General features: G+C 69.3%; 14 protein-coding genes. 6 read left to right on the top strand and 8 right to left on the bottom strand.

Features of this window, described 5'->3' with window-relative positions:
- Positions 1–78 precede the first annotated feature (78 nt).
- A complete protein-coding gene (locus tag VHA82_RS24480) occupies positions 79–1,107 on the bottom strand; it encodes a pirin family protein (protein ID WP_325548191.1) in 1,029 nt (342 codons plus the stop codon).
- 44 nt (positions 1,108–1,151) lie between these two features.
- A complete protein-coding gene (locus tag VHA82_RS24485) occupies positions 1,152–1,634 on the bottom strand; it encodes a peptidylprolyl isomerase (protein WP_325548194.1) in 483 nt (160 codons plus the stop codon).
- 93 nt (positions 1,635–1,727) lie between these two features.
- On the opposite strand from VHA82_RS24485, the gene VHA82_RS24490 reads away from it, so the two are divergent.
- Together VHA82_RS24490 and VHA82_RS24495 are read left to right on the top strand one after the other, a co-directional pair.
- A complete protein-coding gene (locus VHA82_RS24490; protein WP_325548196.1) occupies positions 1,728–2,369 on the top strand; it encodes a ProQ/FINO family protein in 642 nt (213 codons plus the stop codon).
- Between the two features lie 64 nt (positions 2,370–2,433).
- Complete coding sequence (locus VHA82_RS24495; RefSeq protein WP_325548198.1) at positions 2,434–4,197, top strand: DUF6600 domain-containing protein; 1,764 nt, start codon at positions 2,434–2,436, stop codon at positions 4,195–4,197.
- Between the two features lie 43 nt (positions 4,198–4,240).
- On the opposite strand, the gene fusA is transcribed toward VHA82_RS24495, so the two are convergent.
- Positions 4,241–6,298 carry an elongation factor G gene (fusA, locus tag VHA82_RS24500; RefSeq protein ID WP_325548201.1) on the bottom strand — a complete coding sequence of 686 codons (2,058 nt, stop codon included), beginning with the start codon at positions 6,296–6,298 and terminating at the stop codon, positions 4,241–4,243.
- 338 nt (positions 6,299–6,636) lie between these two features.
- Between fusA and VHA82_RS24505 the strand changes: the two genes are divergently transcribed.
- Positions 6,637–14,160 carry a filamentous hemagglutinin N-terminal domain-containing protein gene (locus VHA82_RS24505; RefSeq protein ID WP_325548203.1) on the top strand — a complete coding sequence of 2,508 codons (7,524 nt, stop codon included), beginning with the start codon at positions 6,637–6,639 and terminating at the stop codon, positions 14,158–14,160.
- Positions 14,161–14,173: 13 nt separating this feature from the next.
- Here the strand turns inward: VHA82_RS24505 and VHA82_RS24510 are convergent, their stop codons facing one another.
- The 5 genes from VHA82_RS24510 to VHA82_RS24530 all read right to left on the bottom strand — a co-directional run bounded on the left by VHA82_RS24510 (position 14,174) and on the right by VHA82_RS24530 (position 19,055).
- Entirely contained in the window at positions 14,174–15,031 is an 858-nt protein-coding gene (locus VHA82_RS24510; RefSeq protein ID WP_325548205.1) for an EamA family transporter, read from the bottom strand.
- Positions 15,032–15,089: 58 nt separating this feature from the next.
- Positions 15,090–15,644 (bottom strand): phosphonate degradation HD-domain oxygenase, encoded by a 555-nt coding sequence (locus VHA82_RS24515; RefSeq protein ID WP_325548209.1) that lies wholly within the window; start codon positions 15,642–15,644, stop codon positions 15,090–15,092.
- Complete coding sequence (phnY, locus tag VHA82_RS24520) at positions 15,635–17,041, bottom strand: phosphonoacetaldehyde dehydrogenase (RefSeq protein ID WP_414708699.1); 1,407 nt, start codon at positions 17,039–17,041, stop codon at positions 15,635–15,637. The genes VHA82_RS24515 and phnY overlap by 10 nt, the downstream gene beginning before the upstream one ends.
- Positions 17,042–17,124: 83 nt before the next feature.
- On the bottom strand, positions 17,125–18,339 hold the full coding sequence (phnA, locus tag VHA82_RS24525; protein ID WP_325548214.1) for a phosphonoacetate hydrolase: 1,215 nt from the start codon (positions 18,337–18,339) through the stop codon (positions 17,125–17,127).
- An 11-nt stretch (positions 18,340–18,350) separates the two neighbouring features.
- Positions 18,351–19,055: a phosphonate utilization associated transcriptional regulator gene (locus tag VHA82_RS24530; protein WP_325548216.1), complete on the bottom strand. Its 705-nt coding sequence runs from the start codon at positions 19,053–19,055 to the stop codon at positions 18,351–18,353.
- A 112-nt stretch (positions 19,056–19,167) separates the two neighbouring features.
- Between VHA82_RS24530 and VHA82_RS24535 the strand changes: the two genes are divergently transcribed.
- From VHA82_RS24535 to VHA82_RS24545, 3 genes are all read left to right on the top strand, one after another.
- Positions 19,168–20,208, top strand: a complete 1,041-nt coding sequence (locus tag VHA82_RS24535; protein ID WP_325548218.1) for a putative 2-aminoethylphosphonate ABC transporter substrate-binding protein — start codon at positions 19,168–19,170, stop codon at positions 20,206–20,208.
- A gap of 54 nt (positions 20,209–20,262) precedes the next feature.
- Positions 20,263–21,336: a putative 2-aminoethylphosphonate ABC transporter ATP-binding protein gene (locus tag VHA82_RS24540; RefSeq protein ID WP_414708697.1), complete on the top strand. Its 1,074-nt coding sequence runs from the start codon at positions 20,263–20,265 to the stop codon at positions 21,334–21,336.
- A gap of 133 nt (positions 21,337–21,469) precedes the next feature.
- Entirely contained in the window at positions 21,470–23,176 is a 1,707-nt protein-coding gene (locus tag VHA82_RS24545) for a putative 2-aminoethylphosphonate ABC transporter permease subunit (RefSeq protein WP_325548220.1), read from the top strand.
- The last annotated feature ends 15 nt before the right edge of the window (positions 23,177–23,191 follow it).

A 23,191-nucleotide genomic window follows, 5' to 3' on the forward strand; every position in this document is an offset into this window, starting at 1 on the left:
GTTGTGGTTGTTCAGCACTGATTGCGCCTTCGACCCCGGAAAGTTCCCGCGGCCCGAACGCGCCCGCGGGAATGACGCTCAGATCGGCGCCTCGACGCGTCCGTCCGGGTGTTTCGCGAAGCGGCTGGCGTCTCGGCCATGGACCGGCGCGCTCCCTTCGAACGGCCAGCCGCCGAACTGCGTGCGGCGATAGTCCGAGAAGGCCTGCACGATCTCTTCCTGCGTGTTCATAACGAAGGGGCCGTGCTGCGCCACCGGCTCCGCGATCGGCCGGCCCTGCAGCAGCAGGAATTCGGTGACGGTCTCACCCGCTTCGACCGAGACCTCGGCATCGGCGCGCAGCACGACGGCGCAGGGCGCCTGCACACGCTGCCCATCGATGGACGCCGAAGCGCCCTTGAAGCAGTACAAGGTACGCCGCGCATCGCTGTGCGCCGCGCGCGGCAGCGTGAACCTCGCACCCGGCTCCTGGCGCAGCGTCCAGATCGCGACATCCGCTTCGGGGTGAGCGGCCCAGGAATCCGGCGGCGGCGCGGGCGGCGTTGCATCGCCCAAGCGACCGGCCACGACAGCCACTTGCGTCTCGCGTCCCGACTCGTCGCGCACCGTGAGGCGCGGAATGTCGCCGGACCAGAACATCGTGAAGTGCGGCGCCGCCATCTTGCTGCGCCTGGGCAGGTTCAGCCAGATCTGAAAAAGCTCGAGCGGGTTGCTCTCGTCTTCCTTCACGAGCGGAAACATCTCGGAGTGCACGATGCCGCGCCCGGCCGTCACCCATTGCACATCGCCGCCGCCGAAGCGCGCCGTGGCGCCGAGCGAGTCGGAGTGGTCGATGAGGCCCTTGCGCACGAGCGTGACGGTCTCGAAGCCGCGATGCGGATGCGCGGGAAAGCCCGGCACCGAGTCGCCGTGGTACATGCTCCAGCCGTCCTTGCGGCTGAAGTCCTGGCCGATGTCGCGGCCCGCGAGCGACGCGGCCGGCGCCATCCGGCCATTGCCGCGCGGGTACGCGTCGTCGTGATACGCGCAGAAGAGGAAGGGGTCCTGGGTCTGCCAGGGAAAACCGAGGGGCTGGACTTGCAGGATGGCGGATGCGGAAGAACTCATGGTCGGCCTTTCAAACGATCAAGATGAGGCCGCGGCGCCGCGGATCAATGGTGGTGATGCCCGCCCGGCCCGTGCGCATGCTTGTGCGTGATCTCCTCGGCGGTCGCCGCGCGCACGCCGGTCACCCTCAGCGTGAAGCGCAGCGTCCTGCCCGCGAGCGGATGGTTGCCGTCGAGCAGGACCTTGTCGCCCTTGATCTTCACCACGTGAAAGACGTGCGGCTCGCCGGAATCGGTGCGGCCCTCGAGCTGGCCGCCCACCTTCACGCCGGGCGGGAATTCGCTCCTCGCAATCGTGCGTGCGAGCGAGTCGTCGCGCACCCCGAAGGCATCGGCGGGCTGCAGCGTGAGCGTCGTTTCGTAGCCCTTCTCCTGCCCGTCGAGCGCCGCTTCGATCTTCGGCAGCATGTTGTCGTATCCGCCGTGCAGGTAGACAAGCGGCTCGCGCGTCTGCTCGACGAGCTGTCCGGTGGCGGCATCGGCCACCTTGAACTGGACGCTCACGACGGTGTCCTTGTCGATCTTCATGCGTGCGATTGTGCCCCGCGCGCGGCACCCGGGCCGTGCGTGGGGTCGTCACCGCCGACAATGGAGGGCAAGGCAGAAAACACACCTCCGAAGATGACCGACGACTCCCTCCCGCAGCAGGCACCGAAGAAAGACCGCAACAAGGCACAGCGCCCGAGGCGCGCATTGCACCCGCTCCTGCGGCAACTCGCCCATTGGCACCCGCAGGTGTTCGGCCCGCGCCCGATGCCGCTGAAGGTCGGAACGTTCGAGGAACTCGTCGCGCGGCACCCCGAGCTGGCGCCGTCCGACCTGAAGGCCGCGCTCGCGCAGCATGCGCGCTCCACGCCCTACCTGGAAAGCGTCGCCGCGGGCGAACAGCGCCATGACCTCGACGGCCGCCCGGTCGAGCCGATCGCGCCCGAGCACCGGCATCACGCCATCATGGAAGTCTTCCGCCGGCGACAGGCGCGGCTCGGGACCGACCTGGGGCCGTGGCTCCTCGAGCGGCTCATCTGCGCGATCGACGCAAGCGGCCTGGACAAGGAGGCCTACTTGCAGCAGGTGCGCACCGGCGACCCCGGCGCGCAAAGAGCGCTCGCCGACGCTTTCGCGTTGCGCGCCGAGCGCGCTGCGAAGCGCGAAGCCGTCCGGCGCGCCTATGAAGGCAGCGGCCGCAGCGTGACGGAATTCGCGCAGATGTATGGCCTGGACGTCGCGGCCGTGCAGGAGGCCATCGGCCTGCCCGCCGACTGACCGCGGGGTTGCGGAATTTACCTGGCGTTTACTTCCGCCGGGCTGCCTGCGCGTTCAAAGAAGTATGGACACCAACACATCCCATGGCGGTCGGTGGCTGCGCATGTGCGCGTGGCTGCCGGCGCTGCTCGTCTGCTTCGCATCGTCGGCGATGGCGCAGGGCGCGCTGCCGGATTCGGCGCAGGATGCCGATCCGCCGGGGCGCGTCGCGACGCTCACGCACCAGATCGGCTCCGTGGTGTTCGCGCCGGCCGGCGAGGAAGAGTGGATCGACTTGCCGCTCAATCGCCCGCTCACGCGCGGCGACCGCGTGTGGACCGACGACGGAGCGCGCGCGGAACTGCACATGGGAACGGCCACCCTTCACCTCGACAGCCGCTCGCACCTCGCCTTCTACGAACTCGACGACCGCGCGGCGCAGCTGAGCATCACGCAGGGCACGATGAACGTGCACGTTCGCGATCTCGCGCCGCGCGAGAACATGGAGATCGACACGCCCAATGTCGCGGTGCGTGCGCTGCGCCCCGGCGATTACCGCGTGGACATCGACCCGGACCGGCAGACGACCCACGTGGCCGTGCACAGCGGCATGGTGCAGGTGTTCGGGCAAAGCGGCCAATCGGTGCGGCTGGGCCAGGGCGAGCAGGCCACTTTCGAGGGCCGCGACCTCGCGCGCAATCCGGCGCGCTACGGCAGCGACGACTTCGACCGCTGGGTGAGCGACTTGAACCGGCGTGAGGACCAGTCGATCTCCGCGCAGTACATTCCGCCGGAGACGGTGGGCTCCTACGAGCTGGACAACTACGGCACGTGGTCGAACGAACCCGACTACGGGGCCGTGTGGTACCCGAACGTGACCGACAGCGACTGGGCGCCGTACCGCGATGGATCGTGGAGCTATATCGCGCCCTGGGGGTGGACGTGGGTCGATGCGCAACCCTGGGGCTTCGCGCCGTTCCACTATGGCCGCTGGGCCATCATCGGCACGCGGTGGGCGTGGGTGCCGGGCACGCTGGGGCCGCGTCCCTGGTATGCGCCGGCGCTGGTCGGCTTCGTCGGCAGCGGCCTGGACCTGAGCGTGAACGTGGGAGCGGGCGGCGAGATCGGCTGGTATCCGCTTGCGCCCGGCGAGTGGTGGTATCCGACTTATCGAACGACGAACGTGTACGTGACGCACGTCAATCACGACATGCGCTTCCAGCGGCGCGACCGCGAACACTTCTTCCTTCGCCATCGGCCGGATGCGGTGACGGTCGTGCGCGTGGACGATTTCAACCGTGGAAGGCGCGTGCACGATCGCTTCGAGCACGTGCGTGCCGACCAGCTCGCGCATCTCGCGCCGACCACGGCGCTGCCGCGGCCCGAGCGTCCGGCGCGGGTGGGTGCGGCACGAGAGCCGCGGCTGGTGGCGAATCCGCCGTCGGCGACGCAGCATCTCGTGACGCCGGGGTTCGACCGGCGCGAGGTGCGTGTCGAGCGGCGCGAAGATCGGCGGGAGGTGCGGCCAGAGGTGCGCCGGGAAGGCGACGTGCGACGGCCCTTCGTGCAGGCACAACCGCAGCCGCAAGTGCAGCCGCAAGTGCAACCGCAAGTGCAGCCTCAAGTGCGTGAGCGCATGCAGGCGGAACGAGCCGCGCGCGAGTCGCAGGCCCGTCAGCAGCGCGAAGTCGCTCAGCAGCAGCAGGCTCGGGCTCAGCGCGAGCAGGAAGCACAGGCTGAACGCACGCAGCGGCGCGAGGCGGGCCGCGAGATGCGGCGCGAAGCGCCGCGGGAGCCGCGAGAGGTGCGACGCGACGATGACGAAAGGGCGCGCAGGCGCGGGGATTGAGACGCCCCGGCGCGACGCACCGGGCGAGCCCGCAACCGGCGCGTCAGTGCTCTTCTTCCTTGATCTTGTACTGGCTCGCGAGCTGCTGCTGCACCTGCGGCGGTACCGCCTCGTAGTGGCTGAAAGCGATCGTGTAGCGGCCCTGGCCGCCGGTGATCGAGTTCAGCCGCGACTGGTAGGCAGCGAGCTCCGACAGCGGCGCCTGCGCCTTCACCGTGAGGAACCCCGCGCTGTTCGACTCCGTGCCGCTCACCTGCCCGCGCCGTGACGCGAGGTCGCCGGTGATGTCGCCCATGAAGTGCTCGGGCGCCGAGATCTCCACCGACACGATCGGCTCCAGCACCACCGGCCGCGCGGCCTGCACCGCGGCCTGCAAGGCCTTCTTGCCGGCCGTCACGAACGCGATTTCCTTGCTGTCCACGGTGTGGTGCTTGCCGTCGTAGACGATGCATTTCAGGTCGACCACCGGGTAGCCCGCCACCACGCCCTGCTCCATCGCGAGCCGCACGCCCTTCTCGACGGCGGGCATGAAGTTGTTCGGGATCGCGCCGCCCTTCACTTCATCCGAGAACTGGAAGCCCGAGCCGCGCGGCAGCGGCTCGATGCGCAGGAACACCTCGCCGAACTGGCCCGCGCCGCCCGTTTGCTTCTTGTGGCGATGATGGCCCTCGGCCGCAAGCGAGATGCTCTCGCGGTAGGCGATGCGCGGCGGCCGCGTGCTCACCTCGCAGCGATGCGTTTCCTGCAGTCGATCGAGCAGCGTCTTCAGGTGCAGCTCGCCCAGCCCGTAGATCACGCTCTCGTTCGTGCTCGCGACGTGCTCCAGCCGCAGGCACGGGTCTTCGCTCACGAGCTTTTGCAGGATGTCGTGCAGGCGCTGCTCGTCGCCGCGCCGCTTGGGCTCGATCGCGAGGCCGTGCACCGGATAGGGGAAGTCGAGCGGCTTCAGGTGGATGTGCGAATCCTCCGCGGCGTCGTGCAGCACCGCGTCGAAGTGCAGTTCCTCCACCTTCGCGATCGCGCAGAGGTCGCCCGGCACGGCCCTGGGCACTTCCACCACTTCCTTGCCCTGCAGCATGAAGAGGTGGCCCACCTTGAACGCGCGGCGACCGTCGCCCACGAAGAGCTGGCTTTCCTTGGTGATCGTGCCCTGGTGCACGCGCACGAGCCCCATCTTGCCCACGTACGGGTCCTGCGTGATCTTGAAGACGTGCGCGAGCACGTGCTTGTCGGGATCGACCGCGGCGTGGATCGGTCTGGCCGCGTCGCCTTCGCCCTCCAGGAACGCGGGCGGATTGCTTTCCGTCGGATCGGGCAGGAGTTTCTCGATCACGTCCAGCAGCTCGGGCACGCCCGCGCCCGTGCGCGCCGAGACGAAGCACACCGGGATCAGATGGCCCTCGCGCAGCGCCTGCTCGAGCGGCGCGTGCAGCTCCCGCGGATCGACGTCGCCGTCGTTCAGGTAGCGTTCCACGAACGCCGCGTCCACTTCCACCACCTGCTCCACGAGCTTGCGGTGCGCCTCGTCCACCGACGAGAAGTCGGGCGGCGGCCCGTCGTTCGAGAGGTTGTAGAAGCAGTCGATCACCGCCTCGCCCTTTTGCGACGGCAGGTTCACGGGCAGGCATTCGCGGCCGAAGGTGTCCTGGATCTGCGCGAGCAGGTTCGCGAGGTTCACGCCCTGCGCATCGATCTTGTTCACGATGATGACGCGGTCGCGTTCGCGCTGCCGAGCCCACTCCATCATGCGCACGGCCATCGGCTCGATGCCGGCGGAGGCATTGATGACGATCGCGGCGGTCTCCACCGCTTCGAGCGCGGGCAGCGACTGGCCGACGAAGTCGGGCGCACCGGGCGTGTCGACGAGATGCGTGGTGATGTCCTTGTGGGTGAAATGGACGACGGAGGCGCTGAGCGATCGCAAGGCGCGCTTTTCGAGCGGGTCGTAGTCGCTCACGGTCGATCCGCGCTCGACGCTGCCGGGCGCGCCGATCGCCCCGGCCTTCCAGAGCAGCGCCTCGACCAGGCTCGTCTTGCCCGCCGCACTGGGACCGACCAGGGCCAGGGTGCGGCGGGCCGCTATGTCACGGTGAGTTGCCAAGGCGTGTCTCCTGTGTGTTCGGGAAATGTGTGGGCAAAAGTGCAGGCAAGACCCATCGTACGGCACCCTGCGCGGTTGCGGCAACGGGGCGAGCTCGACCGGGGATTCGATGCGCGCCCGCCAGGGCGCATCGCGATGCACACCCGCGAGGGCGCATCGCATCGCAAGACCGCGAAGTCTTCCCGGCTTCGCGGGCCATGTGACTTATTGCCGTATGCGCACCGGCTGCGATTGTCCGCTGCCGTGAGGCTGTGCTACCTTTGGTGACAAGCGCTGGTCCCACCGTGGGCACGGCGGCGTGGGGCGCCTTCGAGGAGGGCCTGCCGGGGGATGAGAGCATGAAAACGATTCCAGCACGCGCGGCCGGTCCGCTCCGGCCCGCTTCGAGCCCCGCCGTCGCCGGCTTCCGGCCAGTCGGGATTGCCGTTGCCATCGCGGTCGCCTTCGGCTCCGGGCCGCCCGCGCTGGCGCAGCCGAGCGGCCTGCAGCCCGTGCTCGGCTCGGCAACGCTCACGCAGCACGGCGCGACCACGCTCGTCACCACGCTCAACGGCGCGGGCACGAACACGTCGGTGCTCAACTGGCTGAGTTTCTCCGTGCCGGGCGGCACGACGACGAATTTCCTGCAGCCTTCCGCAGCCAGCACGTCCGTCAATCGCGTGCTGGGCAACGACCCGTCGCGAATCTTCGGCACGCTTTCTTCGAACGGCAAGCTCGTGCTGGTCAACCCGGCCGGCATCACGGTCGGCTCGGGTGCGGTGGTCGACACCAACGGGTTCACCGCTTCCGTGCTGAAGATGAGCGATGCGGACGCGGCCGCCGGGCGCCTCGTGTTCGGCGACGGCAGCCTTTCGACCGGCTCGGTCAACGTGGCGGGGAAGATCGTCGCGCACCACGGCGACGTCGTGCTCATCGCCCCGGACGTGCAGACCGCGTCGAGCGCGGTGATCCAGGCGCCCGACGGCGCGGCGATCCTCGCGGCCGGGCAGAAGGTCGCGATCACGGGGCGCGGCCTCGAAGGCATCCAGCTTCAGCTGCAGGCACCCAGCGACCGGGCGGTGAATCTCGGCACGCTGCAAGGCGATGCCGTCGCGATCTTCGCGAGCCGGTTGAAGCACAGCGGCATGATCCAGGCGCGCGCGGTGAGCGCCGAAGGCGGCAAGGTCGTCATCCAGGGCGTCGAGAGCGCGGATGTGTCGGGCCAGGTGAGCGCGCAAAAGGGCGATGCCGGCGGCGACATCCAGGTGACGGCGGACCAGCTCACGCTGCGTTCGACCGCCACGCTCGATGCGAGCGGCGCTGCGGGCGGCGGCGAAGTGCTGGTGGGCGGCGGACTGCGCGGGCAGGACGCGCGCATCGCCAACGCGAAGCAGACCACGGTCGAGGACGGTGCCACGCTCCGTGCCGATGCCACGGCAAGCGGCGACGGCGGCAAGGTGGTCGTGTGGGCCGACGATGCCACCCGGTTTGCGGGGCACCTGTCCGCGCGCGGCGGCGCCGAAGCCGGCAGCGGCGGCGTTGCCGAAGTGTCCGGTGGGAAGTACCTCGATTTCCGTGGCAGCGCGGACCTGCGCGCGCCCAACGGCGCGACCGGCACGCTACTGCTCGATCCGAACGACATCGTCATCCAGAACGGCTCGGATTCCGGTGGCAACACGCAGTCCGGCGGCAACCCGACGACGCTCGGCGGCGGCAGCGGCACTTCGACCATCACGCCGGCCACCATCGAGGGTTTGCTGTCGGGCAGCAACCTCGTGATCGAGACCAACACCGGCGGCGGCGCCACCAACGGCGGCACGATCACCGTCGCGGATTCCGTCTCATGGGGTTCGGGCAGCACGCTCCTGCTCGATTCGAACAACGGCGTGTTCGTGAACGCGCCGATCTTCGCGCCCTTCGGCGTGCTGGGCATGAAGGGCGGCACCGGCGGCATCACGCAGGGCACGTCGGGCGGCGGCATCACGATCTCGCAGTTGTGGGCGCAGACGGACAAAGGCTCGATCCTGCTTGCCAACACCGCCAACAGCATCGGCTCGATCGGCGCGGGGATCGCTTCCGGCGCGGGCGCGGGCTCGCGGATCGCCGTTGCCAACAACGGAACGCTTCACATCGCGAGCGTGAGCCTGCCCGGCGGCATGGCGAGCTACGGCAGCGTGGGCGGCCTCATCAACTATGACGGCTCGGTCTCGGTCACCGTGAGCGGCGGCGACCTCACGATCGATCCTTCCGCGAGCGGCATCAACGCGGGCGGCACGGTGCTGCTCGACGTGGGCGGCACGGTCTCGCAGGCGGGCGGCGGCATCATCAAGGCGGGCACGCTCGATGTGACGGCCAAGGACATCCAGCTCACGCAGTCCAACCAGGTCGACCTCTTCCAGGCGAAGCAGACCGACGCCGCGGGCGGGGACGTGCGTTTCACGAACAGCACGTTCCTCGCCGGCGGTGCGCTCACGGTGGGATCGGTGAGCGTGACCGCGGCGAGCGGCGCCATCGACATCCACGAGCTGAGCGGCAGCATCACGCTCAGCGGCAACGTGACCGGCAACGACGGCGGCATCCGTATCGCGGGCGACGCGGCCGCAAGCGGGATCACGCGCACGGGCGGCACGCTCACCGCCGATTCGTTCATCCAGCTGCAGTCGGGCTCGCTCGGCATCGGCACCGCGGCCGGCGCGATCCAGACCGCGGGCAACGGGACATCGCTCAGTGTCGGTGCGGGCCTGTCGGGCAGCACCCCGTCCATCGTCAACGTGACGCACACGGGCAACGCCGAAGTCACGGGCGTGATGAACGCGGGCACGGCGAGCGTCGCGATCGCGGCCACCGGCAGCCTTCTCATCGATACCGGCATCGCCGTCGGCACCGCCGGCAGTCTCGCGCTGCAAGGCGGCGTGCTCGACGTCGGCACGAACGGCAGCTTGAGCGGCGGCCTCGTGGGACTCAAGTCCACGAGCGGCAGCATCGGCATCGGCTCCAACGTGATGGCATCTTCCACGCTCGCCATTCACGCGAAGGGCGACCTGGTCGTCGGCGACTCCCTCTTCCTTACCGGCCACGGAACTTCCCTCGTCTCGGATACGGGCGACATCGTGCTGGGAAGCGGCAACTTCGGCAGCGGCCCCTGGGTGGGCGGCGGCGGCGCTCTCCTGCAGGTCACGGCATCCGCGGGCAGCGTGACGGGGTTCGCGACGCTCGATTCGGCCGGTGGCGGCACGGTGGTCGTGAACGCGCCCAACGGCGCCGTCAACTTCGATCGCATCGACGTCGGTGGCGTCTCTTCGGGCATCGCGGGCGGCACCGTCAACATCCTCGCCGGGCTCGACGTCAACGGCACCGAAATCGCCGCCGAAGGCACGACCGACGGCACCACGGGGACAGCCGGCGGGCACGTGACCGTCACGAGCGCCGGCGGCAGCATCCAGCTCAACAACATCTTCGCCGACGGCAAGGACGGCTTCCAGAGCGGCGGCGACGGCGGGCACGTGGTGCTCGAGGCCAACGGCTCCGCGGCGGCAGCGGGATTCGTGAGCGTCTTCACCGGCATCGACGCGCACGGCGGCAACGGCGATTCGGCGGTCGGCCAGGGCGGATCGCTCTCGGTCTCGTCGCACCGCGACATCGAGCTCGGTGGCATCAACGTCTATGGCGGCAGCGGCACGGGCACGAACAGCCCGGGCGGCGGAGGCGGCAGCGTCACGATCGCGTCCGCCGCGGGCAGCGTCGATCTGTCGTCGGCCGATGCGGGCGGCGGCTCGGGCAGCGTGGGAGGCGGCAACGGTGGCGCGATCTCCATCGGCAGCGGCACGGGCGGCATCTCCTTCGCTCACCTCGCGGCCTACGGCGGCCAGGGTTCGCCCGGAGGCAACGGGGGCACCGTGTGGCTGCAGGCCAACGACGCCACCAACGGCGTCATCACCATCGGCCACATCGACGCGCGTGGCGGCTGGGGCAACACGGGCGGCGGCGCAGGCGGCGACGGCGGCTCGGTGGTCATCGGCGCGGGGCACGGAGTCGAACAGTCCGTGCAGACCAGCAGCGCGCCGCACGGGTTGATCGTCATCGGCGGCGCATCGATCATCGCGACCGGGGGCGAAGGCGAATCCGCGACGGGCGGCAAGGGCGGGCTCATCTCGATCACGACCGCGGGCGGCAGCATCGCGCTGGCCGGCGCGATGCTGCAGGCCGGCGGCGGCTGGGGGCCGGGCGACGGAGCCGCCGGCGGCGATGGCGGCACGATCATCGTGAAGAACCTCTCGGGCCCGATCGACCTCGGCACCGGCACGATCGATGCGAGCGGTGGCAATGCGCAAGACGACAGCAGCGTGCCCGTGCGCGGCGGCGATGGCGGGACGATCTCGATCTCCGCGACAGGAGGCGGCATCCTCGCTGGCACCTTGAACGCGGACGGCGGCTGGGGACAGCCCGGCGGCAAGGGCGGAGTCGTGTCGCTCTCCGCGACCAGCGCGAGTGTCGGCACCATCGGCTTCGAGAGCATCGAGGCCAAAGGCGGCTACGGCTCCGCCAGCATCGCAGCCGGCGGCAACGGCGGGCAGATCGTGGTGAAGGCCGGTGCGGGCCTGCATGCGACCGACGACATCGACGCATCGGGCGGCGAAGGCTACAGCCTCGCGGGCGGCAACGGCGGGCTCGTAGTGCTTGCCTCCACGTCGGGCAACATCGTCGTCGACGGCGACACGTATGCGTCCGGCGGCTATGCGAACACGGCGGGCGCGGGGGGTGGCGGCGGGACGATCTCGATCGTCGCGGGCGCGGGCGGCATCACCGTGGGCGAAGTGGAAGCCTATGGCGCATCGGGCAGTCCCGCGGGCGACGGCGGCACGGTGCTGCTCTCGGCACTCGGAACGGCCAACGGCAAGATCGGCTACGAGTCCGTCAACGTGAGCGGCGGCTGGGGCAATACGACCATCGGCGGCCAGGGCGGCAAGGGCGGCAAGGTGACGCTGCAAGCCGGCAAGGGCATCACGGGCGCCCAGGGCAACATCAATGCCTCGGGCGGCGAAGGCGAAAGCGCCGATGGCGGCATCGGCGGCGACGTATCCATCACCACTTCCGGCGGCAGCCTGAGCATCGCGGGCGGCATCAGCGCCGCGGGCGGATGGGGCCCGGGCGACGGCGCGGGCGGGGCGGCGGGCGGCACGATCCTCGTGCGCAACGATGCGGGCACCGTCAACCTCGGCGGCTCGCTCATCGACGTGTCGGGCGGCCAGGCGGAGCTGAACAGCTCGACGCCGGTGGGCGGCGGCAACGGCGGCACCGTGTCGATCGTCTCCAGCGGGGGCGGCATCGTCACGGGCAGGATCGACGCTTCGGGCGGCGACGGGCAACCGGCGGGTCACGCGGGCTCGGTGTTCCTCACGGCCACCGACGGGACGCTCGGCGCGGTCATGTTCGACGGCATCGATGCGTCGGGCGGAGACGGCCACGGCAACACCGTGACCATCGCGGCCGGCGGCGGCGGCGGCCTCGTGAGCATCCGGGCCGGCCGCGACATCATGCAAAGCGGCACGCCCTCCATCGGCAGCGGCATCAACGCCTATGGCGGCGCGGGAGCGCAGGCCGTGGCGGGCTCGGGCGGCACGGTGTCGCTTTCCACCGCGTCGGGCAGCATCAGTGTCGCGGGCGGCGTGAACGTGGCGGGCGGCTGGGGCAGCGGCGCATCGGCGGCCGCGGGCGGCGGCGGCACGATCAGCATCGAGAAGACCGGCGGCAATCTCGATCTCACCGGCACGCAGCTCGATGCGTTCGGCGGCAGCAACCAGTTCGACCCGTCCACGTCGATCGGGGCCGCCGGTGGTCCGGGCGGCTCGATCCTCGTTTCGGTGACCAATGGCAGCATGAAGCTCGGCTCGCTCGACGTGCAGGGCGGCTTCGGTCAACCGGGCGGCGCGGGCGGCACCGTGACCCTGAAGGCGACCAACACGGCGAGCGGGAGCGTCACGTTCGAGAGCATCGATGCGAGCGGCGGCTATGGCGACGGTTCCATCGCCGGCGGCGGCGCGGGCGGCCGGGTCACCATCGATGCCGGCAAGGACATCGTGCAGACCGGCTCCATCGCCTATGGCGTCAACGTGGGCGGCGGCAGCGCGGCGGGCGAAGGCGCGACGGCGGGCGCGGGCGGCGGGGTGTCGCTCGCGACGCAGGGCGGCAGCATCGGCCTCGGATCGGCGATCTTCGCCGCAGGCGGCTATGGCGCAAGCGCGGCCGGGGGTGGCGCGGGCGGCACGGTGCTGCTCGAGCGCGCCACGGGCAATCTCGTGCTGACGTCGCTCATGATCGATGCGAGCGGCGGACCGGGCGGAGATGGCGGCAGCATCGGTGCCGCGGGCGGCGCGGGTGGCACGCTCTCGCTCGGCGCGGACAGCGGCACGCTGACGCTCGACGGCGGCCACCATTTCAGCGCCGCGGGCGGCTACGCGGGGCTCGCATCCGACACCGTGACCTACGGCACCGTCGGCGCACCCGGCGCCATCGCCGCGACGGCATCGGGTGGCGTGACGATCCCCGTGGGAAGCTCCGTGGGATTCGCGGGTGCGTGGACCAACACCGGCATGCTGAGCGTGAACGGCTCGATCGGCGGCATGTCGGGCAGCATGGTGAACTCGGGGTCGCTCGTGGTGGGCAACGGCGCGCTCGTGAACCCGGACCTCGGCCTCGGCAATGCGGCGAGCGGGACACTCAGCGTGCCGGTGGGCAATGCCGCGAGCGTGAACCTCCTCACCAACGACGGCCTCGTCGACATCGGCGGTTCGCTCGTCGCGCCGGCCTTCGCGCTGAACACCGGCACGCTGCACGTCATGGGCAGCCTCGTCATCGACGGCAGCTGCCTCGGCTGCGCGTCGCCTCCGTCGAATGCGCCGGCGATCGCGGCGCTCGCCAACGAAGGGACGATCTCGGGCACGGGATCGATCTCGCTTGCCGGAGGTGAGCTGTACAACTACGGCCACATCGCACCCGGTGCGAGCGCGGGGCAGATCGGTCACCTGAGCATCGGCGGCGACCTGTTCGACCAGAGCGGCTCGGTGCTGGACATCGACGTGGCGTCGGACAGCAGCTACGACACGATCGGCGTGACGGGCCTCGTGCGCTTCCAGAATTCGACCTCGCTCTCGGTGTCGACGCTGGCGCCGCCCGCGATCGACGTCACGTTCGTCGGCAGCCCCGCGAATCCGGTGCCGCAGGGATCGAGCCTCGCGATCGTTTCCGCAGGCACCGTGGACACGTCCTTCCTGCCCACGGTCAATGCGGACTTCACGGTGACGGCCACGCCCGCGACACCGCCGGCGACGCAGCTCGTGCTGGTGGCGAACACGCCGTTCCCGTCGCCTGCGCCGACGCCTGCGCCGACACCTGCACCGACGCCCGCGCCGACGCCCGCGCCAACGCCTGCGCCAACGCCTGCGCCAACGCCTGCGCCGACGCCTGCACCGACGCCCGCGCCGACGCCCGCACCGACACCCGCGCCGACCCCCGCGCCGACCCCTGCACCGACGCCCGCGCCGACGCCTGCGCCAACGCCCGCGCCGACGCCTGCGCCAACGCCTGCACCGACACCCGCGCCGACACCCGCGCCGACGCCTGCACCGACACCCGCGCCGACGCCTGCACCGACACCAGCGCCCACACCCGCGCCCACACCAGCATCGCCGCCGCCGTCTTTGTCGCTCATCGAGCGATTCCGCGAGATCGTGCCCGATGCCGGCGATGGCCTGATCGGCGCGGTCCTAAGGGAGGACGACAACAACGTGAACACGTTCGTCAGGCTGCTGTTTCAGGAGGAAGAGCGCCAGCGCAACCGCCGGAATCGCGACAACGTGGTCAACGAAACGTCGTGCCGGCGCTGAGAGCGCATCCTGGCTAGCCGAGCCGCAACGCCAGCACGCCCGCCACGATGGCGGCCGTGCCGGCGGCGCGCTGGGCAGTGAATCGTTCCCCGAGCAGCCACACGCCGAGGAGCACGGCGAACAGCACCGACGTTTCGCGCAGCGCCGCGACCAGCGCCACGGGCGCGCGCGTCATCGCCCACAGCGCGATGCCGTAAGAGCCGAGCGAGGCCGCCGCGCCGACGAAGGCGAGCGGCGCGCGCGCTTTGGCATAGGGCCACGCCACCGCGAGCCCGCGGCGATACAGCACGACCAGCCCGAACGGCCACCCATCGAGCACGAAAAGCGCGATCACGTATTGCGCCGCGTTGCCGCCGCCAGCCGCCGTCGTTCGCACGCCCAGCGCGTCAACGGTCGTATAGAGGGCGATCACCACCGCGTTCGCCAGCGCGAAAGCCACGGCCTTGGGCCGCTCCAGCGCATGCGAGGTCAGGCCGAGCAGAAGCACACCGCCGCAGATGCCCGTGACGCCCGCCCACGCAATCGACGAGAGCGATTCGCCGACCGTCGCGTTCGCCGACAGCGCCACCAGCATCGGGCCGGTTCCGCGCATGAGCGGATAGGTCAACCCCAGGTCGCCGTGGCGGTACGCACCCGTGAGCGCCGTGTAGTACGCGATGTGGATCACGACCGATGCGAGGATGTAGGGCCAGGCCGAAGAAGGCGGCAGCCCGGTGAAGGCGATGAGCGGCAAGGCGAGCATCGACCCCGCGAGATGGATCACCGTCGTATCCAGCGCCTTGTCGGGACTGGACTTCACGAGCGCGTTCCAGCCCGCGTGCAGCAACGCGCCGAACAGCACGGCCGCGAGCACGCCCCCGCCGAGGGTCACCGCACGTTCTCCCGCGCCGCGCGCCGCACGGCCACGATCGTCCCGGCGCCCCGCCGGCTCACGCCGTGACCAGCATCGAGCGGCGCGCCCGCTGCAGAAAATGGCCGAGCGGCGCAGTCGCGAGTCCTTCGGCTTTCGCGCGGTCGTCCCAGAGCCGCAACTGCACGGCGCGTTGCGCATGCGGCCCGCGGATGAAGCGCTCGGCCTGAAGCGGCGTGAATACGCCGCCTTGCAGCGCGAGAGAACGCTTCGAATCCTCGGAGAGCGAATCGTGGTATCCGGGGCGCGTGGCGCACAGATACCGCTTCGCATCCACGTGCCCCGCGATCGCGCCCAGCACCGATGCTGCGAACACGCCGCGCAGCATCGGCAGCGCCCGGTACTGATGCCTGTCGTCCAGCCCGCGCAGCGTCGGCGTGGCGCCGAAGTCGTGCAGCAGGTGTCCGAGGTCGTGCAGCAGCGCGGCGGCGATCAGCTCGTCGTCGCCGCCTTCGTCCTGCGCGAGCGCCGCGCACTGAAGCGCATGTTCGAGCTGGGTCACCGGCTCGCCGCTGTACTGCTCGCCGCCGCGTTCGGCGAAGAGCCGTTCGATGGCCTGCATCGTCAGCGCCATGGCAGCGAATAGGTCTTGAGGTTGGTGAAACTCTTCATCGCTTCCTGCACGCCTTCCTTGTAGCCGAGGCCCGAATCCTTGATCCCGCCGAAAGGCGTGAGCTCGAGCCGGTAGCCGGGCACTTCGCGCACGTTGACCGTGCCCACGTGCAGTTCGTTCACGAAGCGGGTGATGTAGTCGAGGCGGTTGGTGCACACCGAACTCGACAGGCCGTACGCGGTGCCGTTGGCGATGCGGATGGCCTCGTCGATGTCACTGAAAACGAGGATGGGCGACACCGGCCCGAACGTCTCCTGGCGCACGACGGTCATGTCGGGCGTCACGCGATCGAGCACCGTGGGCGCATAGAGCGCGCCACGGCGTTCGTTGCCCGCGAGGAGGCGCGCGCCCTGCGAGACGGCTTCGTCCACGCGCGCTTCGAACAGTTTCGCCGCCGCCTCGTCGATGACCGTTCCCATCTCGACCGCCGGATCGCACGGATCGCCGAAGCTGAAGCGCTGCGTCTTCTGCACCACGAGCTCGGTGAAACTCGCGGCCACGGCCTCGTGCACCAGCATGCGCTTGACCGCCGTGCATCGCTGGCCGGAGTTGCGGTACGAGCCCTGCACCGCGAGCGACGACGCTTCCTCGAGGTCGGCATCCTCCATCACGATGAGGGGGTCGTTGCCGCCCAGCTCGAGCACCACGCGCCGGTAGCCCGCCTTCGATGCGATGTACTTGCCGATGGCGACGCCGCCCGTGAAGGTGATCAGATCGACCCGGTCGTTCGTGATCAGCTCCTCGGCGAGCTGCTTCGGGTCGCCCGTGACGACACTCAGCATCTCGGGCGGCAGGCCCGCCTCGTACAGGATGTCGGCGAAGAGAATCGCGGAGAACGGCACTTTCTCGGAAGGCTTCAGCACCATCCGGTTGTTGGTCGCGACGCTGGGCACGACCTTGTGCGCGACCTGGTTCATCGGGTGGTTGAAGGGCGTGATCGCGCTGATCACGCCAAGCAGCGGCGAGCGCTGCGTGTACACGCGTCGCGCGCGGCCGTGCGGGGTGATGTCGCAACTGAAGATCTGGCCGTCGTCCTTCAGCGCCTCGGTCGAGCCGAAGAAGAGGACGTCGGCGACGCGGCCGGCTTCGTAGGTCGCATCCTTCAGGCAGAGGCCGGACTCGGCGCAGATGAGCGCGGCGATCTCGGGGGTGCGTTCGCGCACGGCCGCGGCGGCGCGGCTCAGGATGCGCGAGCGTTCGTCGCGCGAGAGGGCGGCGCCAAATGCGTGCGCTTTCTCGAACGCTTCGCGCACGTCCTGCAAAGTGGCCTTCGGCGCCGATCCGATGCGCTCGCCGCGGTAGGGGTCGAACACGTCGAACGACCCGTCGCCGTCGGCCCGCCGGCCGGCGATGCGCATTCGGTCGAGCTCGCGGTCGCGGATGAAGCCGGAGATGGAAGTCATGTCGTGTGGCGCTACGCGGTTCGCGGCGGTTCGCATCCCTATTGCGCGCGATTCAAGGCAAGATCGAACGCATCGAAATTGCGCAGCCGCCGCGTCGAGTCCACCCCCGCCAGCCTGCGATTGACGATCAGCGGGACGCGCTGCTCGCTCACGCCCCCGTGCGAACGCAGTGGCGCATCCAGCCCGGAGAGATCGTGCCGCGCAGGCGACGTGCCGATCACCGTGGAGCGCGCGGACACGCATACGACGTCCCCGATGCGCGCGCTCGGCAGCTCGAAGCGTTCGGCCGCCGCGTCCCGCGCGAGCACCGTCTCCATCCCGGCGAGCCGCTGCAAGGGCCCGATCACCTCGGCCGCCGGCGTCGCGGGCGAGAGGTACACGGTCGCGAAAGAGCCGAGCGCGCCGTGGTGCACGACGTAGGGATCGGTGATGGGCAGGATCACGCGCGCGCGGCCCGCGCCCAACTGCTGGTCGAACCACTCCTGCAGGTAGATCACGTCGGGCGAACCGTCCAGCCCCACCTTCGAATTCATGCCGTGATCGGCGGTGAGCGCGATCACGCAGCCGAGCGCGTCCAGCTCGCCCAGGTAGCGATCCATCATCGCGCAGAAAGCATCGGCCTCGGGCGTGCCCGGCGCGTGCTTGTGCTGCACGTAGTCGGTGGTGGACAGGTACATCACGTCCGGCCGCTCGCGGCGCATCAGCCGCACGGCCGCCGCGAACACGAACTCGGAGAGCGCCGCGCTGTAGACGTCCGGCAGCGGCAGGCCCACGAGCGACAGCACATCGTCGATGCCGTTCACTTCGCGCGTCGCCTCGTGCGCCTTCTCCGAGGAAAAGCAGATGCCGCGCATGCCGTGGCCGAGAAGCCGCCTCAGCTTGTCCTTGGCCGTCACCACCGCGATCTTGTGGCCGGCGTCGGCGAGGGCCGCGAGGATCGAAGGCGCGGTGAGCCACTTCGGGTCGTTCATCATGACCTCGCTGCCGCTGGCGGGGTCGTACAGGTAGTTGCCGCAGATGCCGTGCACCGAAGGCGCAGCGCCGGTCACGATGGACACGTTGTTCGGGTTGGTGAAACTCGGCACCACGCACTCGGCGATGAGCCCCGTGCCCTCGGCGAGCGTGCGCTTCAGCCAGGGCATGCGGCCGCGGTACACCGCCTGCGAGAGATAGTCGGGCTCGCAGCCATCGACGCACACGACCACGGTCGGGACAGCGGGCGGGCGATAGCTGCGTCGATTGACCGTCAACATGACGCTTCTCCTCAAGCCGCTTCGGCTCGCGCGCGCGACTGGCGCCGCGCGTGGTGGTCGAGGGTGCGCTGCCTGCTGCCCACGGCGTGCTGGAACATCGCACGGCCCGCCGCGTCGGGGTCGCCCGAGGCGATCGCCTTCACGATCTGGCGATGCTCGCTCGCCGACTGGGCCAGCTGCGGCGAACCCGCGAGGTTGATGCGCCGAAAGAGCGACAGCTCCTTGATCAGCTTGCGGTAGAAGCCCACGAGCTTGCCGTTGCCCGCGAGTTCGACCAGCCGGTCGTGAAACCGCAGATTGAGCAGGTGGTACTGGCGAGCGTCTTCGCCGCGGGCCGCTTTCTCCATCGCATCGAGCAGGCCGCGCACCTCCTTCAGCTGCGCGGGCGTGATCTTCTCGGCAAGCTGCCGCCCCACGAGTTCGTCCATCGCCGCGCGCAGGTCGTAGATTTCGAGCGCCTCTTCGAGCGGGATGTCGCGCACGAACACGCCGCGGTTCTTTTCAGTGCGCACGAGACCCGCTTCCTCCAGCATGCGGAAGGCCTCGCGCACGGGCCCGCGCGACACGCCGAGCTTCTGCGCGACGAGCGCCTCGGTGATCTTGTCGCCCGGCCCGTATTCGCCTTCGAGGATGGCGCGCTCCACCTCCTGCTGCACAACGCTTGCGAGGGAGCTGGTCTGCAGCAAGGCGATGGTCGGGTGCGGTCCTGCGGTCACGCACGCGATTGGACTGCGCCGATCGCAGACTGTCAACAATCTGCAAAAAACAATTGACATGATGAGATGGCAGTCATCCAATCGCCATCCACTACCTGTGAGGAGAGCTCCCATGCGCCTGTCGCCCCGTCCGCTCGCGTCGCTCGCTGCCTTTGCCCTCATCGCTTACGCCGGCGCCGCCTCGGCCCAGAAGACGACGCTGCTCGTCTACACCGCGCTCGAGACCGATCAGATCAAGGCCTACGAGGACGGCTTTTCCAAGGCCAACCCGGACATCGCGCTGAAGTGGGTACGCGACTCCACCGGCGTGATCACGGCCAAGCTCCTTGCCGAGAAGAACAATCCGCAGGCCGACGTGGTGATGGGCGTCGCCGCCTCGAGCCTCGCGCTGCTGGACAACCAGGGCATGCTGCAGGGCTACGCCCCGCTCAATCTCGACGCGATCATGGCGAAGTACCGTGACAGGAAGAATCCACCCGCGTGGTGGGGCATGGACGTGTGGGGCGCGACCGTCTGCTTCAACACGGTGGAAGCACAAAAGCGCGGCCTGCCGAAGCCCGAGACCTGGAAGGACCTCGCCAAGCCGGTCTACAAGGGCCAGATCGTGATGCCCAACCCGGCGTCGTCGGGCACGGGCTTCTTCGACGTGTCGGCCTGGCTCACGCTCTGGGGCGACGACAACGGCAAGGGCGGCGGCTGGAAATACATGGACGCGCTGCACGAGAACATCGCGCAGTACACGCACTCGGGCTCCAAGCCGTGCAACATGGCCGCCTCGGGCGAGTACGTGATGGGCATCTCGTTCGAATACCGCGCCAACACGAACAAGGCCAAGGGCGCTCCGATCGACCTCGTGTTTCCGAAGGAGGGCCTCGGGTGGGACCTCGAAGCGTTCGGCATCATGAAAGGCACGAAGCACCTCGACGCCGCGAAGAAGCTCGCCGACTGGGCTTCGAGCAAGGACGCGATGCAGCTTTACGGCAAGAACTTCGCGATCACCGCGCAGCCGGGCGTCGCGGCGCCGCTTGCGAACGTGCCGAAGGACTACGAGGCGCGGCTCGTGAAGATGGACTTCGCGACCACCGCGGCCAACCGCGAACGCGTGCTGGGCGAATGGATGAAGCGCTACGACGGCAAGTCCGAGAAGAAATGAACACCCGCGCCCGTCCCGTCCTGGCGCGCGCGATCGCCTGGTCGCGGTAGCGGCGTGGACACCTTTCTCGAACTGCGCCGCATCCGCAAGGAGTTCGGCGCGTTCACCGCGCTTGCCGATATCAGCCTCGCCATCCACCGCGGGGAATTCGTGTGCTTCCTCGGCCCCTCGGGCTGCGGCAAGACCACGCTCCTGCGCATCGTCGCGGGACTCGAATCCCAGACGTCGGGCGAGGTGTGGCAAAACGGCCGCGACATCTCGCGCCTGCCGCCGGCCGAGCGCGACTACGGCATCGTCTTTCAGAGCTACGCGCTCTTTCCCAATCTCGACGTCGCCGCGAACGTCGGCTACGGCCTCGTGAATCGCCGGCAGTCGCGCTCGCTGATCGCGCCGCGCGTTGCCGAGCTGCTGAAGCTGGTCGGGCTGCCGGGGACCGAGAGGAAGTATCCGTCGCAGCTCTCGGGCGGGCAGCAGCAGCGCATCGCGCTTGCGCGTGCGCTCGCGACGTCGCCCGCCTTGCTGCTGCTCGACGAGCCGCTGTCGGCACTCGATGCGCTGGAGCGCGTGCGCCTGCGGCAGGAACTGCGCGCGTTGCAGCAGCAAGTCGGCGTGACGACGATCATGGTGACGCACGACCAGGAAGAAGCGCTCTCGGTTGCCGACCGCATCGTGGTGATGAACCATGGTGCGATCGAGCAGGTGGGCACGCCGCTGCAGGTGTACCGCGATCCGGCATCGCCCTTCGTCGCCGATTTCGTGGGCAAGGTGAACGTGCTGCCCGCGCGGGTGGCCGCGGGCGAGCTGCACTTCGGCGAGTTGCGCATTCCTTTCGAGGACGGCGTGGATCGCGAGGCGCGCATCTACCTGCGGCCCGAGGACGTGCTGGCGCGTCCCATCGCCGAGGGCGACCCGCACGTATTCGACGCGTGCATCGAGAAGATCGAATTCCTCGGCTCGCATTGCCACGTGCATGTCGCAGCACCCGCGCTCGAGGCGAGCCGTCTCACGGTGTTTCTCTCGCTCAACTACCTGTCCGAACAATCGCTGGAAGTGGGTTCGCGGATGAAGCTGAAGCTGCTGCCGGAACGCATCCGGGTGTTCGACGCGGGAGAGGTTCGTGGAGAGTGATCTCCGTCGCTCCACGGCGTCCCCCAGCCGTCATTCCCGCGAAAGAGGGAATCCAGGGGCTTCGGAGGGAAGACGCTGGTTCCCCGCTTTCGCGGGGATGACGGAGAGAGCGGGGATGACGGAGAGGGCGGGGATGACGGAGAGGGCCGGGAGGACGGGAGGGGCGGGGAGGACGGCCTCCATCCAGCTGCCCCATCTCCTCCTCCTTGCCATGGCGCTCGCGCTCGTTGCCTTTCTCGCGCTGCCGCTTCTCACCATCCTGCTGCATTCGGTGCAGGACAGGCAGGACGCCTTCGTCGGCCTCGACAACTTCTTCGACTACGCGCGCACGCCGGCGCTGCTCGGCAGCGTCTGGCACAGCCTCTGGGTGTCGATGGCGGTCACGGCCATCGACATCCCGCTGGCCTTCGGCTTCGCGTATGCGCTCACGCGTTCCTGCATGCCCGCGAAGAAACTCCTTCGCGGCATCACGCTGATCCCGCTGCTTGCGCCGTCGCTGCTGTCCGCCATCTCGCTGATCTACTGGTTCGGCAACCAGGGCGCCCTCAAAGGCTGGATGCAGGCGCTCGGCATCGACACGATCTACGGCGCGCCGGGCATCGTGCTCGGCGAATGCTTCGCCGTCTTCCCGCACGCGCTCATGATCCTCGTGACGGCGCTCGCGCTCGCCGATGCGCGCCTCTACGAAGCCGCCGACGCGATGGGAACCACGGCCTCGCGCAAGTTCTTCACCATCACGCTGCCCGGCGCGAAATACGGCCTCATCTCGGCGGCGCTCGTGACCTTCACGCTCGTGATCACGGACTTCGGCATTCCCAAGGTGATCGGCGGCAACTTCAACGTGCTCGCCACCGACGTCTTCAAGCTGGTGATCGGGCAGCAGGATTTCTCGAGGGGCGCGGTGGTCGCCCTCTTGCTGCTCGCGCCGGCGGTGCTCACCTTCGGCGTGGACCACTACGTGAGCCGGCGCCAGACGGCGATGCTCACCGCGCGTGCCGTTCCCTACCGGCCGCGGCCGTCCGAGCGGCGCGACGCGGCGATGACGGCTTACTGCTGCGCCATCGCGTTGCTCATGCTCGCGATGCTCGGCATGGCGGTGTTCGCGTCCTTCGCGAGCTTCTGGCCCTACAACCTGCAGCCGAGCCTTCGCCACTACCGGCTGGGCCTGGTCGATGCCGAAGTGGCGAGCGCCTTCATGAACAGTCTCGAAATGGCGGCGGGCACCGCGGTCTTCGGCACCGCGCTCGTCTTCTGCACGGCCTACCTGCTGGAAAAAACGAAAGGCATGGAGGGCCTGCGAGTCATCGTGCGCCTGCTCGCGATGCTGCCGATGGCCGTGCCCGGCCTGGTGCTGGGGCTTGGCTACATCTTCTTCTTCAACGACCCGCACAACCCGCTGAACGGCCTTTACCACACGCTTGCGCTGCTCACGCTGTGCACGATCGTGCACTTCTACACGACCGGACACCTCACGGCGGTGACGGCGCTCAAGGCGCTGGACGGCGAGTTCGAGGCGGTGAGCGCGTCGCTGAAGGTGCCGTTCTACATCACGTTCGGCCGCGTCACGCTGCCGATCTGCATGCCGGCGCTCGTGGACATCGCGCGCTACTTCTTCGTGAACGCGATGACGACGATCTCCGCGGTGGTGTTCCTGTACGCGCCGGAGACGAAAGTCGCCTCCATCGCCATCCTGAACCTGGACGAGGCGGGCGAGATCGGCGCGGCCGCCGCCATGGCCGTGCTGATCGCCGTGGCGTCGGCGATCGCCACGCTGCTCTTCATGGCGGCGGGCCGCGGCATCGAGAAGCGCACACAGGCGTGGAGAACGCTGTCAAGATAGAAAGTGGAAAGAAAA

Source organism: Ramlibacter sp. (assembly GCF_035548915.1).
Taxonomy (GTDB): Bacteria; Pseudomonadota; Gammaproteobacteria; order Burkholderiales; family Burkholderiaceae_C; genus Ramlibacter.

What these genes read in the sequence shown, in the direction of transcription:
- VHA82_RS24535 (WP_325548218.1), top strand. Translation starts at nt 19,168, where the DNA reads ATGCGCCTGTCGCCCCGTCCGCTCGCGTCGCTCGCTGCCTTTGCCCTC.
- phnY (WP_414708699.1), bottom strand. Translation starts at nt 17,041, where the DNA reads ATGCGCATCGCCGGCCGGCGGGCCGACGGCGACGGGTCGTTCGACGTG.
- VHA82_RS24545 (WP_325548220.1), top strand. Translation starts at nt 21,470, where the DNA reads ATGACGGAGAGGGCCGGGAGGACGGGAGGGGCGGGGAGGACGGCCTCC.
- phnA (WP_325548214.1), bottom strand. Translation starts at nt 18,339, where the DNA reads ATGTTGACGGTCAATCGACGCAGCTATCGCCCGCCCGCTGTCCCGACC.
- VHA82_RS24480 (WP_325548191.1), bottom strand. Translation starts at nt 1,107, where the DNA reads ATGAGTTCTTCCGCATCCGCCATCCTGCAAGTCCAGCCCCTCGGTTTT.
- VHA82_RS24495 (WP_325548198.1), top strand. Translation starts at nt 2,434, where the DNA reads ATGGACACCAACACATCCCATGGCGGTCGGTGGCTGCGCATGTGCGCG.
- VHA82_RS24515 (WP_325548209.1), bottom strand. Translation starts at nt 15,644, where the DNA reads ATGGCGCTGACGATGCAGGCCATCGAACGGCTCTTCGCCGAACGCGGC.
- VHA82_RS24485 (WP_325548194.1), bottom strand. Translation starts at nt 1,634, where the DNA reads ATGAAGATCGACAAGGACACCGTCGTGAGCGTCCAGTTCAAGGTGGCC.
- VHA82_RS24505 (WP_325548203.1), top strand. Translation starts at nt 6,637, where the DNA reads ATGAAAACGATTCCAGCACGCGCGGCCGGTCCGCTCCGGCCCGCTTCG.
- VHA82_RS24490 (WP_325548196.1), top strand. Translation starts at nt 1,728, where the DNA reads ATGACCGACGACTCCCTCCCGCAGCAGGCACCGAAGAAAGACCGCAAC.